Genomic DNA, 15,256 nt, shown 5'->3' with positions numbered 1-15,256 from the left:
AGCGGAACAGAAACCGCAGAGCCGGAGTGTTGGACGGGGACAATCCGTCGCTCATGCCAGCGAGCCTCCAACGGGGGGCGGGGACACCCCGGGCAACGTGAGCGTCGTTCCGGGAAGAACCGTACCGGAGCGCGACCATGAGCGATATCCCTGCCGCACCGGGGTCCGCCTACCGCCACCCGTCCTTGCGCGCGTCCACGCCGAGCACCCGTAGCTCCGTCATGCCCACCGACCGTAGGCTGTCCTGATCTCCCGTCGCCACGTCCGAAAGGTCAGCGTCATGTCCGAGGGGATCCGGAACGCGTTGCTGGTGCACACCTGCCTGGAGGTGCTGCGCGACGCTGGTGGACGCATGCACGGCCGGGAGGTGCTCGCCGAGGTCGCCAAACGTATCGACCTGACCGAGGCGGAGCGGAAACCCCACAAGGGCGGCGCCGCCGCCTGGAATGTGGCAGCGCGGTTCCACACCGGTGACGCGGCGACGGCCGGGTGGATGGTGAAGCGGGACGGACTCTGGTGGATCACCGAGGCCGGCCGGAAGGCTCTGGACTCCTACCCCGGGCCGGACGCCTTCTATGCCGAGATCGGCCGCCGGTACCGCGAGATCTTCCGCAACCGCAAGCAGGCCCGCAAGAAGTACGAGAGCAAGCTGCACACCATCGCGGCGGCGCTCGCGCTCATCCCGGCCGGCTCCTGGACGGCGTACGACGACCTCGCCGACCTCGTCGAAGGCTCACCGGGCGAGATCGCCCATCTGCTCGCCGAGACCTACGTCGAGAACTCGCACCGGGTGCTCCAAGTCGACGGGCAGGTGCCGTCGGCCATGCACCAGCATTTCAAGTACCGGGGCGGCGATGTCCGCAGCCAACTGGTGGAGGAAGGCGTCGAGTTCGAAGATCGGCGCGCCAATCCGGAGCAGCGAATCACTGCCGAGCTGCTGCGGGATCGGCTGGCGGAGGCCGACTCGGCCACGGCCGAGCCGGCGGCGCGGCGGGCCTGGCTGGTGCGCGGATCAAACGTCGACGGTGTCGACCTCGTGCCGCAGTGGCTGGCACAGGGCTGGGTGTCGCTCGCGGCGTCGCAGCTGCCGGAGCTGGGCGACGAGATCGAGCCGCAGCGCCTCCAGCAAATCGTCGAGGAGGAGTACCGGCACAAGAGCTACTCCGTGCGGGAGAAACTGCTCGGCTACTTCGGCGCGTTCCTTCGCAAGATGCGCCCGGGTGACTATCTGCTGACCATGCACCGGGGCGAGGTGTACCTGGGCCAGGTCGACGGGCCGGCGTACTTCGTGGAGTCGCCGGACCGGCGCTCGAACCTGCGGCGGCCGGCGCGGTGGCTCAACGTCGGTGCGCCTCGGGATCTCACCGACCTGACCGGTCCGCTGCCCACGCTCACCCAGAGCCAGGACGACCTGATCGACCTCACCGACGCCCTCGACGCACTGGATCGGCTCTACGCCGACCTGGTGCCCGAGCAGGCGGCACCAGAGCCGGCCCCGACGGCGCAGTTGGCCGACGTGACCGCCGGGATGGCCGCCGAACTGCTCACCGATGTCGAGTGGCTGAGTGAGCTGCGGGAGCTGCTCGTGGAGCGCCGGCAGGTGATTCTGTACGGCCCGCCGGGCACCGGCAAGACGTTCCTGGCTCACAAACTGGCGAAACAGCTGACCGAACCGTACGCGGTGACGCTGATCCAGTTCCACCCCTCGTACACCTACGAGGACTTCTTCGAGGGCTTCCGGCCCGAAAGCGGCGACGACGGGACGCTGCGGTTCAAACTCACCTCCGGCCCGCTGCGGCAGCTCGCCGACGAGGCTCGTGAGCATCCGTCCATCGCGTACATCCTGATCATCGACGAGATCAACCGGGGTAACCTGGCGAAAATCTTCGGCGAGTTGTACTTCCTCCTGGAGTACCGCGACCAGAGCATCCGGTTGCAGTACTCGGCGAAGGACTTCACCCTGCCGACGAACCTCTACCTGATCGGCACCATGAACACCGCCGACCGGTCTATCGCTTTGGTCGACGCCGCGATGCGGCGCCGTTTCGCGTTCGTCGAACTGCACCCGACCAAACCGCCCGTGCGTGGACTGTTGAGCCGCTGGCTCGACCGGAAGGGCCTTGCCTCGGAGGCGCCAGCGCTGCTCGACGCGCTCAACGCCCGACTCGCCGACGCCGACTACGCGATCGGCCCGTCGTACCTTATGCGCGAGTCGGTCCACGCGAAGCCGGACGGCCTCGACCGGGTCTGGCGGCACGACATCCTGCCGCTGCTCGTCGAACATCACTACGCCGACGACATCGACGTGGCGCAGCGCTACGGCCTCGACGCACTGAGGCAGTCGCTGCCCGAGCAGCCATGGTCCTGATCCGGGTACGCGAAGCCGGCCCGACTGTGCAGGCGCGCCTCGGCACCGACGACGCCCGCCGGCTCGCGGCGTCGGAGATCGCCGATGTCCGACCCGGTGCGACCGAGGGCGTGTGGCACGTGCGTGCCGGACGAAAGGTCGGCGCGGCGCGGATCGGTGGTGTCGAGGTGCACATCGAACCGAAGATGCCGATCGCGCGCCTCCTGTTTCTAATGGGATACGCCCGCGAACCGAGAGGTTGGCGCGACGAGACCGTGCCGCTTGCCGAGCACCCTGATCTGGTGCCGGCACTTGCGGCGGCACTCTGGCGGCAGACCGATCGGGCACTGCGCCCCGGGCTGCTCCAGGGCTATCGGACGGTCGACGAGAGCTCGCCGGTGCTGCGCGGCCGGCTCCGCGAGACCGCACAACTCACCCGGCGCGTCGGCCGGGCGCTTCCACTGGAGATACGGCACGACGACTACACGATCGACATCGCCGAGAACCGGATCCTCGCCACCGCGGTCGATCGGATGCTGCGCGTACCCGGCATCGATGACGCCTCCCGGCGCAAACTCCGTCACGTTGCCGGGCGTCTCGCCGGCGTGACCCGGCTGCTACCGGGCGAACCCGTGCCGGCCTGGCGACGGACCCGGCTCAACGAGCGGCTGGTCGTCGCGCTTCGGCTCGCCGAACTGGTGCTCGCAGGTTGCTCCGTCGATGCGGGCCGGGGTGGCGTACTGGCCAACGCCTTCCTGCTCGACATGTGGCGGGTCTACGAGGACTTCCTCTCGGTCGCGCTCCGTGCCGCCGTCGAGTCGGCGTACGGCGGAAAGGTCATGCTCCAGCCCCGCCACCACCTGGATCAGCAGCGTCGCCTCGAACTGCGTCCCGACATCCTCTGGCGGGACGGGGAGGGTGTCGTCGGTGCGGTGGTGGATGCCAAGTACAAGGCCGAGGCCGCTCGCGATGACGCCTACCAGATGCTGGCGTACTGCATCGCCTACCGCCTGTCGTGCGGACACCTGGTGTACGCGGGCGGCGACCATCCGCCGGTGCGGCATGTCATCCGTAACGCCGGGATCGAGATCATCTGTCATTCCCTGGATCTCGACGCAGACCCGGTGGACCTACTGGCGCGGATCCGCGTGTTGGCCGGCGAGATGACCCGCTCGAGGCCTGTGTCGACGGTTGCGCTCCGCTAGGGTTGCCTCGCACACAGAGACTGTGGTGTCGGGAGGCTGGTGTGGATTTCATTCTTGAGGGCTGGACGAGGCAGTTCCAGGAAGAGCAGGAGCTGACCGAGCTGACCGAGGCCGAGGCGTTCGAGGCGTTCGCCGGATACTGCGTACTCAGCAGCTACCACGAGGACGAGTTCAACCCCGACCAGTTCCGGATGGGCGGTGGCGACGACCTCGGCATCGACATCGCCGCCGTCATTGTCAACGGCGACCTACTGCGCGAGGCGGACGATGTCCGGGAGGCGGTGGAGAAGGCCCGGCAACTCGACGTGCGTTTCGTCATCGTGCAGGCCAAACGGAGCGAGAAGTTCGAAACCAAGGTCTTCACCGACCTCGCCGACAACCTGGTGCAGGTCTTCGGGCGGCAGCCGATGACCTACAAGCGATCCGACGACGTTGCCGACCTGCGCGCCTGCGTCGACGCCGTCTACCGGGACGTCAGTAAGTTCAAGAAAGGTTTGCCACGGCTCGCCGTCCACTACGTCTCAACCGGCCGGACCGGCGACGGGTTGCTGGAGAGGAAGCGCCTCGCGGCGGCGGATCGACTGCGGGACACCGGGCTGTTCGGCGAGGTCGAGGTGGTCGCCGTCGGCGCGGCCGAGCTGCGCGATCTCTACCGCACGGCGTCGGAGGCGGTGAGTGCGAGCTTCACCATGCCCAAGAAGCTGCCGCTACCCAGGATCCCCGGCGTGGAGCAGGCGTTCCTCGGGGTGATTCCGGCCCGGAAGCTCGTCGACAGGGTGTTGACCGACCCGACCGGGGGAATCCGCAAGGCGCTGTTCTACGAGAACGTGCGTGATTTCCAGGACTACAATCCGGTTAACGCCGAGATCCGCGGCACGCTGCAGGATCCGGACCGGCGGGATCGCTTCGCGGTGCTGAACAACGGGATAACCATCGTCGCCCGGGAACTGACCACCGCCGGCGACGACGTCCACATCCGTGACTTCCAGATCGTCAACGGCTGCCAGACCTGCCACGTCCTCTTCGACCAGCAGGATGAGCTGACCGACGGGGTGCACGTCAACGTTCGACTCATCCAGTCCAACGACGAGGACGTGATCGGCGGGATCATCGCCGCCACCAACCGGCAGACCGCCGTGACCGAGGACGACCTGGCGGCCCGGGAGACGTTCCACAAGAAGCTGGAGGACTACTTCGTGGCCCAGCCGGAGTCGCGCCGGCTGTTCTACGAACGCCGCTCCCGGCAGTACAGCGGCCAGGCGCACGTCGAACGGACGCGGATCATCACGCGACCCCAGCTGACGAAGGCGTACGCGGCGATGTTCCTCAACGAGCCGGCGGCGACCGGACGCTATGGCCGGCTGAAGAACCGCCACGGGCAACGTCTCTTCCAGCCAGACCAGAATCCGCTCGTCTACTACACGACCGCAGCGGCCTTCTACCGACTGGAGTGGCTCTTCCGGAACAAGCGGCAGTTCTGGGGCTACCGGGCGGCCCGGAATCATCTCCTGGCCGCGCTCAAGGTGCGCCTGCTCGGTGACGGCCCACCGCCCAACGGCGCCGGCGCGAAGAGCGCGTGCGAGAAGGTCCTCGACGTGGTGTGGAATCCTCTGCAGTCGGAGCACCACTTCGGGGAGCTGTTGTCGGTCGTGGTCGCCGCGCAGGCCGAGGAAGAGAAGGATCGCCCCGGTGTGCTGCTCAGCGACCTGGTCCGGATCGAACGCTTCGCCGACCGGGTACGCCGTGGAGCACTGAGCCTGTCCGCGTAGGCGGTTCAGCCGGCGGCGGCAGGCTCTGCCGCCCGGTCTGTCACCGACCGCGGCAGCAGTGAGCTGGGCTCCCCGACCCAGCCCAGCCAGAGGCCGTCGCGGGCCCGGGTCATCGCCACGAACAGTTGACGCCGCAGCAGGGCGAGCCGCTCCGCGTGCGCGTCGGCGTCCTCGCCGCGCCCCCGATGCTCCGAGAGCCCGTCCACGTCGATTCGGGGGAGGAAGACCCGCTTGAACTCAAGGCCTTTCGCCCGCTGGTAGGTGCCGACCTTGACCAGCATGCTCGGGTTGCCGTCGTAGTCCTCCAACCGTTGGGTCGGCAGCCCCAACGAGTCGATCAGATCCGTGTAGTGCCGGGCGAACCGGTGAGTGGGCACGAGGACGGCGAGGTCCCCGATCCCCGTACCCCCCTCGATCGCGGACTCGATCGCCGCCGCGAGCGCCAGATCGTGCTCCTCCTCGCTGGCGCTGGCGCTGGTGACCGGAGCAGCACCGCTGCGGGAAACCTCGACCGCGCGCAGACCTTGCTCCGGCCGATCATCCCCGTCATCGAACGGATGGCCGTCCACGAGCGCCTGGGCGACCTCGTACACCTGCCGGGTGTTGCGGTAGTTGTGGGTCAGCACGTGGGAGCGGCCACGCACTCGTACGCCAACCGAGGCCAGATTGAAGCCACCCGGGTAGATCGACTGCTGTCCGTCTCCCACGAGCAGTAGTCCGTTGGGTCGATCGCCGACCAGCGCGTAGAGGAGACGTAGGGCGGCATCGGTCAGGTCTTGGGCCTCGTCGACGATGACCGCGTCGTACTCCGGCGGGCTGGTTTGAGCGACCTCGTGGGCCCGCAGCAGTACGTCCGTGAAGTCGCCGATTCCCCGGCTCGCCAGTTCCGTCGCGTACTCAGTGGCCAGCCGCCACACGTCGGCACGGAGGTCGCCGGACAGCCGGGTACCGCGCCCGTTGCGCGCCAGGGCGAGGTACGAGTCCAGGTCCGGCAGGGCCCGACCACGAATGACCCAGTCCACCTCCTCCCAGAGATACGTCGAGCTGAGCCCTGCCTTCTTCAACGGGCTCGCCGAGGTGACCACGCGGCCGTACGCAGCCCGCCAAGCCTTCTCCGCCTCGCGGGCGTCGACCCGGATCGCCGCGCCGTGCCGGTGCAGATACTGCAGCGCCCAGCGGTGCACGTTGGCAAACTCCACCAACTCGCGCTCCGCGGGCGCGAACCGGGCGAAGATCTGTTGGTAGACCTCAGGAAGGTTGCGCACGTAGGTGGTGAGCAGCACCTTCCGGCCCAACCGGGCCAGGGCTCGGGCGCGATGCAGGGCGACTACGGTCTTGCCCGTTCCCGCGCCACCACGGATGCGGGCCGGCCCGCTGTACGTCTGCTCGACTAGGTCCTGCTGAGCCGGATCGAGGTAGACCATCCAGTCCTCGATCGGCTTTGCCAGCCAGTCGGTGAGCCGGTCAGCGGGCACCGGCACGAACTCGGGACTGGTGCGCGTGGCGGTCAGCGCCTCGGCGAGCCGTTCGTCGACCGGGGCCGCCGGCTCGGTCGCGAGTGCCGGCTCATCCTCGGCCGCCGGTGTGGTCGGTTCACCCGTCGGATCGCCGTACATCGCCAGGTTCATCGCCGTCTGCCACGCCTCCGGACGCATGTGCGTGTCCAGCGAGGTCAGGTCGACATCGGCGTTGAGGCGGCGGAGCACCCGCACTTCCTGCGCGTCGAAGCCAAAAGCGGCAAGTTCGCGGTCGTTCCAGGCCATGAAGAGGCGCCCCTCCTCGGCCCGGCGCTTCGTGTACGGAACACCGCGTCCGGTCTCCGGATCCTCATCGATCACTCGCAGGACATTCTGCGTGTCGTCGACCTCCAGCCGCAGTCGCTCGGCGCGCCGGTAGACCGCGTCATGCTCGCCGAAGAGCAGCAGCACGGCCACCTTGCCCACCCGCCGCCAAATCAACCGGTGGCCCTGATTGGTGACGTACGAGGTAAAGGTGTCGGGCTGTGCCCTTTTGACCGCGTGAGTCTGTAGCCGGGGGTTGCCGAAGGGCTGCACCGCTAGTTCGGTCAGCGTGTGGGAGAGCGCGGCCAGCACCTCCGGGCGGGACAGATAGCGCTGAACGCAGTCGTTGAAGATCGGAGTGAAGCGGTGGTCGTACATCCGGCGGCCCACCCTTTCGCGCCGACTTGTCACGGCGTGTAGCGGAAGCTTGTCGCGGAACGATCCTAAGCCGGTCGAGGGTCGCGGCGGAGGTGCAAACACGGCTGCTCTCTGCCGATGCGCGGGTGTGCAACAGGCTACGGTGGAACACGCTTAGAACCGGTGCTGTTGCGGGCCGTCAGGCTCACCACGATCAGCGGGGCACCGTCGGAGCCCGGCGAGTGGCAGTTCAACGGGCTTACGAACCCTACGACTGCGCCTGCCGGCGTGCTGAGGAGTGCCGTGTTCGTCCTGCCGCTGACCGACACCGCCGAGCTACGTCCACTGTCGCCGTGGCACGCGCAGGAGTTCCTGGCCAACCTGGACCGGTGCCGGGACCACATCTCCCCCTGGGTGGGCGCGTCCTTCGTGGCCACCGACCTCGACTCCGCCCGGCACGTGCTGCAGCGGTACGCGGACCGGTGGGCGCGTGACGACGGCGGCATCTGGGGGATCTGGGACGCCGGCCTGCTGGTCGGCGGCGTGATGTTCGTGTCGTTGAGCGTGGCCGAGGGTGTCTGCGAGGCCGGCTGTTGGCTGGAGCCGGCCGCCGAGGGCCGAGGGCTGGTGACCCGGGCGGCCGGCCGGATCATCGACTGGGCGATCCGGGAGCGGGGCATCCACCGGGTGGAGTGGCACACCAACCCCCGCAACGTCCGCAGCATCGCGGTGGCCCGGCGGCTCGGCATGAGCCTCGACGGCACCCTGCGGCAGCGCTACCCGGGCCCGTCCGGTCGGGTTGACGTGGAGATCTGGTCGGTGCTCGCCCCGGAGTGGCACGCCCCGGCGTGACCACCACGTGGTGCTCACGGCCGAGGTGGGTGCCGGCGTCAGGCCGGCAGCGTCTTCTCGATCGCCTCGCGCAGCTCCGGGGAGTCCGGGGTGACCGTCGGGGCGAACCGGGCGGCGACCGTGCCGTCCGGGGCCACCAGGAACTTCTCGAAGTTCCACCGCACGTCGCCGGTGTGGCCGTCGGCGTCCGGGGCATCGACCAGTTCGGCGTAGAGCGGGTGCCGGTGCGGGCCGTTGACGTCCACCTTCTCGGTGAGCGGGAAGGTCACGCCGTAGTTCACCTGGCAGAAGTCGCTGATCTCCTCGGCGGTGCCGGGCTCTTGGCCGGCGAACTGGTTGCACGGTACGCCGAGCACCACCAGCCCCCGGTCGGCGTACTCGCGGTAAAGCCGTTGCAGGCCGGCGTACTGCGGGGTCAGGCCGCAGCGGGAGGCCACGTTCACGACCAGCAGCGCCCGGCCCCGGTACGCGTCCAGCCGGGCGGAACCACCGGCCAGGGCGTCGATCTCGATGTCGAAGACGGTCATGCCGCGAGGGTACGCGTGCGTGGCGCCGCTCACCGCCGCCATGGCGTTCCACCCGTCGGGCGGGTTCCTCACGGGGCGGGCATGACGGCGGTCACATTGAGATTGGCGGATGTGGCAGACTCGCCGCTCGGCATCTCGACGTTCTCAGCGAGGGAGGGCCCATGGGTCCGAGGCACCGGGCGATCGCGGTCGCGCTCCTGCCGCTGTCCCTGTTCGGCTGCGGGGCCGGCGCCGACAAGGAGGACGCCCCCCTCGGACGCGCCCCCGCCGAGGAGGCCGCCACGAAGTCCCGCGAGCGGGTGCAGGCCTACCTCGACGCGATGTCCGCCAAGGACGTCGACGCCGGTCGCAGCCAGCTCTGCGCCCCGATGCACGCCGCGTTCGACGCGGCGGCCACCGGCCCCAACGGCGATTTCGCCGATCACTTCGAGGTGCCGAAGGCCACCATCACCGACATTCGCACCGGCCCCGCCGGGCAGGAGGTCAGCGCGGTGGTGACCGTGGCGGTCGGCGCGAAGGAGGCGGACCGGCGGCTGCTGTTCACCGTCACCCGCGGCGGCGCCGACTGGTGCATCTCCGGGGAGACGGCCGGTGGGGCCGCCCCCGAGACATCGGTCACACCCTGACCCTCCCACCTGCCGGAACCATCCCCCTCGACGGTAGGCCGGGGGTACCGTCGCCGTACGCTTTCTGTCATGCGCCATGAGTGGCACCAGCTGAGCTACCCTGCCGTGAGCAGCCCCGCGCTGCAGACCAGCCGCCCCACGGTCGACTCCGCCGAGGACGCCGCCCTCGGCCTGGACCGCTGGCGGGAACTGCCCCGTGCGCAGACCCCGCCGTGGTCGAACCCGGCGGAGGTCGCCGAGGTCTGCAAGGTGCTCGACACCGTCCCGTCGGTCGTCGCGCCGTACGAGGTCGACCAACTCCGCCAGCGCCTCGCGCTGGTCTGCGAGGGCAAGGCGTTCCTGCTCCAGGGCGGCGACTGCGCGGAGACCTTCGCCGACAACACCGAGAGCCATCTGCTGGCCAACGCCCGCACCCTGCTCCAGATGGCGATCGTGCTCACCTACGGCGCCTCGTTGCCGGTGGTCAAGGTCGCCCGCGTCGCCGGGCAGTACACCAAGCCGCGATCGCTGCCGACCGACGCCCGGGGGTTGCCGGCGTACCGCGGTGACATGATCAACGGCCTGGAGGCCACGCCGGAGGCGCGGGTCGCCGACCCGCAGCGCATGATCCGGGCGTACGCGAACTCCGCCGCCGCGATGAACATGCTCCGCGCGTACCTCGGCGGTGGCCTGGCCGACCTGCACGCCGTGCACGACTGGAACAAGGGCTTCGTGCGCACCTCCCCGGCCGGCGAGCGCTACGAGGCCATCGCCCGGGAGATCGACCGAGCGCTGGCCTTCATCCGGGCCTGCGGGATGACCGACGAGGAGGCGCTGCGGACGGTCACCCTCTACTGCTCCCACGAGGCGCTCGCCCTGGAGTACGACCGCGCGCTCACCCGGGTCTCCGACCGCCGGGCCTACGGCCTGTCCGGGCACTTTCTGTGGATCGGGGAGCGCACCCGGCAGATCGACGGCGCGCACATCGACTTCATCTCCCGCATCGCCAACCCGATCGGGGTCAAGCTCGGGCCTACCACCAGCCCGGACGAGGCGATCGAGCTGTGCGAGAAGCTCAACCCCGACAACATCCCCGGCCGGCTCACCCTGATCAGCCGAATGGGCAACCACAAGGTCCGCGACGCCCTGCCGCCGATCGTGTCCAAGGTGACGGCGGCCGGCGCCAAGGTGGTCTGGCAGTGCGACCCGATGCACGGCAACACCCACGAGTCCTCCAACGGCTACAAGACCCGGCACTTCGACCGAATCGTCGACGAGGTGCTCGGCTACTTCGAGGTGCACCGGAGCCTGGAGACCCACCCCGGCGGGCTGCACGTCGAGCTGACCGGCGAGGACGTCACCGAGTGCCTCGGCGGCGCGCAGAACATCGCCGACCTCGACCTGCCCGACCGGTACGAGACCGCCTGCGACCCCCGACTGAACACCCAGCAGTCGCTGGAGTTGGCGTTCCTCGTGGCGGAGATGCTCCGTGGCTGACGCCGAAGGCACGATTGTGGCTGACACAGTCGGCGGCCGATGGCATGACCGTGGCTGACGTCCTCGTCGACCTGCGGTCGGACACCGTGACCCGACCCGGCGCCGGGATGCGTGCGGCGATGGCCGCCGCCGAGGTCGGCGACGATGTCTACGGCGAGGATCCGACGGTCGCCGCGCTGGAGGCCGAGGTCGCCGCGCTCTTCGGGCACGAGGCGGCGCTGTTCGCCCCGACCGGCTCGATGGCCAACCAGATCGCCCTCCAGCTCGTGGTCCCCCGCGGCGACGAACTGCTCTGCGACGCCGACGCGCACGTCGTCACGTACGAGAACGGCGCGGCGGCGGCGTACGGGGGGATCTCCTCGCGGACCTGGCCGCCGGCCGGCGCGGAGCTGGACCCCGACGTGGTGGCCGCCATGGTCCGGCCGGACGGCTACTTCGCCGTGCCGACCCGGGCGATCGCCGTCGAGCAGACGTACAGCCGGGGCGGCGGGGTGGTCCCGCTGGACACGCTGCGGGCGTTGCGCGCAATCGCCGACGAGCACGGGCTGGCCCTGCACTGCGACGGAGCCCGGATCTGGCACGCGCACGTCGCCGACCGGGTGCCACTGGCCGAGTACGGCGTGCTGTTCGACACCCTGTCGGTCTGTCTCTCCAAGGGGCTCGGTGCTCCGGTCGGCTCATTGGTGGTGGGCAGCGCGGAGAAGATCGCCCGAGCCCGGTTCCTGCGCAAGCGGCTGGGGGGTGGGATGCGCCAGGTCGGTGTCCTCGCCGCCGCCGGCCGGTACGCCCTGGCCCACCACGTGCAGCTGCTCGCCGCCGACCACGCCAAGGCGGCCCGGCTGGCCGAGGCGGTCGCCCCGTTCGGGGTGCTCGCCGGCCCGGTACGGACCAATATCGTCCTACTCGACCTCGGCAAACACCCGTTGGACGCGGCGGGGCTCGCCGTCGCCGCCCGGGCCGAGGGCGTGCTGATCTCGGTGCTCGGTCCACGTACCGCCCGACTGGTCACCCACCTGGATGTCGACGACGCCGCCGTCGACCGCGCCGCGGCGGTGCTCACCCGCGTCCTGCGTTCCTGATCGAGCCCGCCACCTCTCGGTGGCGCAGGCGACCGGTCCGGCGTCTGCGGCTCCGTCTCAGGGGTGCAGGCGCTTGAGGGTGGCGATGTCCGCGGCGTGCCCCTCGTGCTTCTCCGTCGGGGTCTCCACCACCACCGGTACGCCGGCGGTGGCCGGGTGGGCCATCAGCTCGGCGAACGCCGGTTCGCCGATGCTGCCCTTGCCGATGTTCTCGTGCCGGTCCCGGGTGGAGCCGCACAGGTCCTTGGAGTCGTTGGCGTGGATCAGCCGTAGCCGGCCCGCCCCGACCGTGGCCACCAACGCGTCCAACGTCGCGGTCATGCCGCCCTCGGCCGCGAGGTCGTGCCCCGCCGCCCAGGCGTGACAGGTGTCGAAGCAGACGCCCAGCCCCGGATGGCGGTCCACCGCATCCAGGTAGGGGCCGAGCTGCTCCACCCGGGAGGCGAGCGAGCGCCCGCCGCCCGCGCTCGGCTCGACCAGCAGCATCGGCCCGCCGGCCGTCGCGGTCTCGTCCAGCAGCGGCAGCAGGGACTCGCGTACCTGCCGCAGGGCGGTCTCGGCGTACCCGGCGTCGACCGCGCTGCCGGCGTGGAACACCACGCCGGCAGCGCCGATGGCCCGGCCCCGGCGCAGCGCGTGCGCCAGGGTCTGCGCCGAGCGCTGCACCGTCGCCGGGGTGGGCGAGCCCAGGTTCACCAGCAGGGACGCGTGGATGAAGACCGGCACGCCCCGCTCGCCGCAGCCGTCCCGGAACAGGCTGTCCTGCGCCGGGTCGCCGGCGGGCAGCGCCCAGCCCCGGGAGTTGGAGACGTAGACCTGCACCACCTCGGAGCCGCAGGCGTCGACGTACGGCAGGGCCGCCTTCGCCAGCCCACCCGAGGTCGGGGTGTGCGAGCCGACCGGACGGCGGATCCCGGCCGTCACAGGCACCCGATCGTGACCGGGGTGCCCGGCGGTAGCGGGGAGTTCTCGCCCGGGTTCTGGAAGCGGACGATCCCGTTCGGGTTGAACTGCACGTTCACCGGGAAGCCCAAGCCCTCCAGCTGCTGCTTGGCCTGCTGGCAGGGCAGGTCGACCACCCTCGGCAGGTTGACCTGCGGCGGGCCCTTGCTCAGGTGGAGGCGGACCTTGGCGCCCCGCTCGACGCCGGCCCCGCTGGCCGGGCTCTGCTTGAGGACCTCGTCCTTCGGCTTGTCCGAGTCCTCGTACGTCTCGGTGAGCACCAGCCCGAGCCGGTCCAGCGTCGCACGCGCGTCGTTGAGGTTCTTGCCCACCAGGTTGGGTACGGTGACCGGCGCCCGACCCTTGCTCAGCACCAGGGTCACCTTGCTGCCGGGCTTCACCTCCGCGCCGACCTTCGGGTTGCTGTCCACCACGACCCCGGCGGGCAGGTTGTCGTCGTACCGGGCAGAGCCCTTGACCGCCACCAGGTTCGCGCCGTTCAGCTCCGCCTCGGCCAGCTCGAACTCCTTGCCGACGACGTCCGGCACGGGGAAGCGTTCCGGCCCCAGCGACAGGGTGAGGGTGATCGTGCCACCCTTGAGGATCTTGGCGGCCGAGGTCGGGTCCTGCGCGACGACGCTGTCCCGGGGAACCGTGTCGTCGTACCTGGGTGGGGCGTAGACGATGGTGAAGCCGGCCCGGTTGGCCTGGGCCTGCGCCTCGGCCTTGGTCATGCTCACCAGTTGCGGGGCGACCGTGTACCGGCCCACGCCGACCCACCAGCCGCCGACGGCGGCGAGCAGCCCGAGGGCCACCACCGCGGCGGCCACCGAGAGCCGCCCTCGGGGGGTGCCGGTCAGCCGCGCCCACCACGCCGCCGGCCCACCGGGTGCCGGCTGGGCCCGCCGCCGCGACGGCTGGCGCGGGCCGTCGTCATCCGGCAGCCGGGCCCAGGCCGGCCGTTCGGCCGGCCGGACCGCCGCGACCACCATGGTCGGCTGGGCCACCGCCGGGGCGTCGTCGGTGAACCGGTGCAACACCGCGGTACGGGTGTTCGGGTTGCCCAGGTCCTCCCGAGCCACCTGCACCTCGGCCAGCAGGGCGCCGGCATCGGTCGGTCGGGCTCCCGGGTCGCGTCGGGTGGCCCGGGCGACCAGGTCGTCGAGCACCCGGGGTAGCGCGGGCACCAGGGTCGACGGGGCCGGCACGTCCCGGTCGACGTGCTGCCAGGCCACCTCCACCGGGCGGTCACCGTCGTACGGCACCCGCCCGGTGAGCATCTCGAACAGCACGATGCCGGCCGAGTAGACGTCGGTGCGGGCGTCGGCGTACCCGTCGGTGACCAGCTCCGGCGCCACGTAGGCCACCGTGGCCATCAGCTGGTTGCCGTCGGCGTCGTCGGCGCTGGCCTCGACCGCCCGGGCCAGCCCGAAGTCGGCGACCTTCACCACGCTGTCCACCAGGTTCGCCACGCCGCCCGTGGGCGCCTCGGCAACCAGCACGTTCTCGGGTTTGACGTCCCGGTGGACCAGCCCGGCCCGATGCGCGGCGGCGATCGCGGCGAGCATCTGTTCCATGATCGCCAGAGCCTCGTCGGGGTGCAGCCGGCGCCGTTCGGCCAGCACCTCGCGCAGGGTGCGGCCCCGGACGTACTCCATCACCAGGTAGGGAAGCCCGCGGTAGGTGCCCTGGTCGTAGACCGCCACCACGTTCGGGTGGGTCAGCCGGGCGATCGTCTTCGCCTCGTCGGTGAACCGGGCCATGAACCCGGCCGCGCGGGCGTGCGTCTCCGGGGCCTGGGACGGGTGAATGATCTTGACCGCCACGGTGCGCTCCAGGCGCTCGTCGGTGGCGGTGTACACGGTCGCCATGCCGCCGCGCGCGACGCGTCCGCGGATGCGGTAGCGCCCGTCGAGCAGCGAGCCCAGCAACGTGTCGGCGACCTGTGTGTCCATCGGCAGGCAGTCTATGCGTCCGGAGGCCGGAGGTTGAACAGGATGCGACAGCCGGACCGCTGCGCGCCCTCCGACCCGCGCCTTCCGGGGCGCTGCCGCCCGCCGTCGCCAGCCCTCCCGCCCGGCCTGGCCGGCGGAGTTTGACCACGGAATGCGGCATCCCGGGGCATCCGGAACACCAGATAGCGCAACATGGCGCAGACCGAGAGTCGCCGTGCTCGGCGTGAACGCCCGGAGACGCTCCGCAGGCGTCCCTGCCCGGGAGTTGCCGCGCGTCGCGGCGTCGTCCGGGCCGCCGCGCGCCGCCTGATCGGGCGGGCCCGGGGGTGCCGGTACGTCT

The 15,256-nt window shown here is 70.5% G+C and carries 11 protein-coding genes; 7 read left to right on the top strand and 4 right to left on the bottom strand.

What is annotated here, in order from left to right; translation table 11 throughout:
* Nucleotides 1-280: 280 nt before the first annotated feature.
* The 3 genes from E1182_RS09625 to E1182_RS09615 are packed head-to-tail and all read left to right on the top strand — an operon-like array spanning nt 281 to nt 5,321.
* Nucleotides 281-2,368, top strand: a complete 2,088-nt coding sequence (locus tag E1182_RS09625) for an AAA family ATPase (protein WP_132263125.1) — start codon at nt 281-283, stop codon at nt 2,366-2,368.
* Complete coding sequence (locus E1182_RS09620; RefSeq protein ID WP_132263122.1) at nt 2,359-3,552, top strand: McrC family protein; 1,194 nt, start codon at nt 2,359-2,361, stop codon at nt 3,550-3,552. Before E1182_RS09625 ends, E1182_RS09620 begins: the two co-directional genes overlap by 10 nt.
* A 41-nt stretch (nt 3,553-3,593) precedes the next feature.
* The gene (locus E1182_RS09615; RefSeq protein ID WP_132263119.1) at nt 3,594-5,321 is read left to right on the top strand and encodes an AIPR family protein; all 1,728 of its coding nucleotides are present in this window, start codon (nt 3,594-3,596) and stop codon (nt 5,319-5,321) included.
* Between the two features lie 5 nt (nt 5,322-5,326).
* Here E1182_RS09615 and E1182_RS09610 read toward each other — a convergent pair whose 3' ends face one another.
* A complete protein-coding gene (locus E1182_RS09610; protein WP_132263116.1) occupies nt 5,327-7,480 on the bottom strand; it encodes a UvrD-helicase domain-containing protein in 2,154 nt (717 codons plus the stop codon).
* Between the two features lie 282 nt (nt 7,481-7,762).
* Here E1182_RS09610 and E1182_RS09605 point away from each other — a divergent pair, with 282 nt between their 5' ends.
* On the top strand, nt 7,763-8,311 hold the full coding sequence (locus E1182_RS09605) for a GNAT family N-acetyltransferase (protein ID WP_132263114.1): 549 nt from the start codon (nt 7,763-7,765) through the stop codon (nt 8,309-8,311).
* 38 nt (nt 8,312-8,349) lie between these two features.
* Here the strand turns inward: E1182_RS09605 and E1182_RS09600 are convergent, their stop codons facing one another.
* Complete coding sequence (locus tag E1182_RS09600; protein ID WP_132263111.1) at nt 8,350-8,838, bottom strand: glutathione peroxidase; 489 nt, start codon at nt 8,836-8,838, stop codon at nt 8,350-8,352.
* Nucleotides 8,839-8,999: 161 nt separating this feature from the next.
* On the opposite strand from E1182_RS09600, the gene E1182_RS09595 reads away from it, so the two are divergent.
* The 3 genes from E1182_RS09595 to E1182_RS09585 all read left to right on the top strand — a co-directional run bounded on the left by E1182_RS09595 (nt 9,000) and on the right by E1182_RS09585 (nt 12,019).
* Nucleotides 9,000-9,464: a hypothetical protein gene (locus E1182_RS09595; protein ID WP_132263109.1), complete on the top strand. Its 465-nt coding sequence runs from the start codon at nt 9,000-9,002 to the stop codon at nt 9,462-9,464.
* Nucleotides 9,465-9,533: 69 nt separating this feature from the next.
* Nucleotides 9,534-10,940 carry a class II 3-deoxy-7-phosphoheptulonate synthase gene (locus E1182_RS09590; RefSeq protein ID WP_132263106.1) on the top strand — a complete coding sequence of 469 codons (1,407 nt, stop codon included), beginning with the start codon at nt 9,534-9,536 and terminating at the stop codon, nt 10,938-10,940.
* Between the two features lie 50 nt (nt 10,941-10,990).
* Nucleotides 10,991-12,019 carry a low specificity L-threonine aldolase gene (locus tag E1182_RS09585; RefSeq protein ID WP_132263163.1) on the top strand — a complete coding sequence of 343 codons (1,029 nt, stop codon included), beginning with the start codon at nt 10,991-10,993 and terminating at the stop codon, nt 12,017-12,019.
* Between the two features lie 57 nt (nt 12,020-12,076).
* Here the strand turns inward: E1182_RS09585 and E1182_RS09580 are convergent, their stop codons facing one another.
* Nucleotides 12,077-12,943, bottom strand: coding sequence for a deoxyribonuclease IV (locus tag E1182_RS09580; RefSeq protein ID WP_132263104.1), 867 nt, complete (start codon nt 12,941-12,943; stop codon nt 12,077-12,079).
* The gene (gene pknB / locus E1182_RS09575) at nt 12,940-14,916 is read right to left on the bottom strand and encodes a Stk1 family PASTA domain-containing Ser/Thr kinase (protein WP_132263102.1); all 1,977 of its coding nucleotides are present in this window, start codon (nt 14,914-14,916) and stop codon (nt 12,940-12,942) included. Before pknB ends, E1182_RS09580 begins: the two co-directional genes overlap by 4 nt.
* Between the last annotated feature and the right edge of the window lie 340 nt (nt 14,917-15,256).

This window comes from Micromonospora sp. KC721, from assembly GCF_004348355.1.
In the GTDB taxonomy this organism is placed as follows: domain Bacteria; phylum Actinomycetota; class Actinomycetes; order Mycobacteriales; family Micromonosporaceae; genus Micromonospora.
This window is presented reverse-complemented; position numbering and strand designations above follow the sequence as displayed.

Excerpts from the sequence above, each read along its gene's own strand:
- E1182_RS09625 (WP_132263125.1), top strand. The coding sequence starts at position 281 with ATGTCCGAGGGGATCCGGAACGCGTTGCTGGTGCACACCTGCCTGGAG.
- E1182_RS09620 (WP_132263122.1), top strand. The coding sequence starts at position 2,359 with ATGGTCCTGATCCGGGTACGCGAAGCCGGCCCGACTGTGCAGGCGCGC.
- E1182_RS09610 (WP_132263116.1), bottom strand. The coding sequence starts at position 7,480 with ATGTACGACCACCGCTTCACTCCGATCTTCAACGACTGCGTTCAGCGC.
- E1182_RS09600 (WP_132263111.1), bottom strand. The coding sequence starts at position 8,838 with ATGACCGTCTTCGACATCGAGATCGACGCCCTGGCCGGTGGTTCCGCC.
- E1182_RS09595 (WP_132263109.1), top strand. The coding sequence starts at position 9,000 with ATGGGTCCGAGGCACCGGGCGATCGCGGTCGCGCTCCTGCCGCTGTCC.
- E1182_RS09590 (WP_132263106.1), top strand. The coding sequence starts at position 9,534 with ATGCGCCATGAGTGGCACCAGCTGAGCTACCCTGCCGTGAGCAGCCCC.
- pknB (WP_132263102.1), bottom strand. The coding sequence starts at position 14,916 with ATGGACACACAGGTCGCCGACACGTTGCTGGGCTCGCTGCTCGACGGG.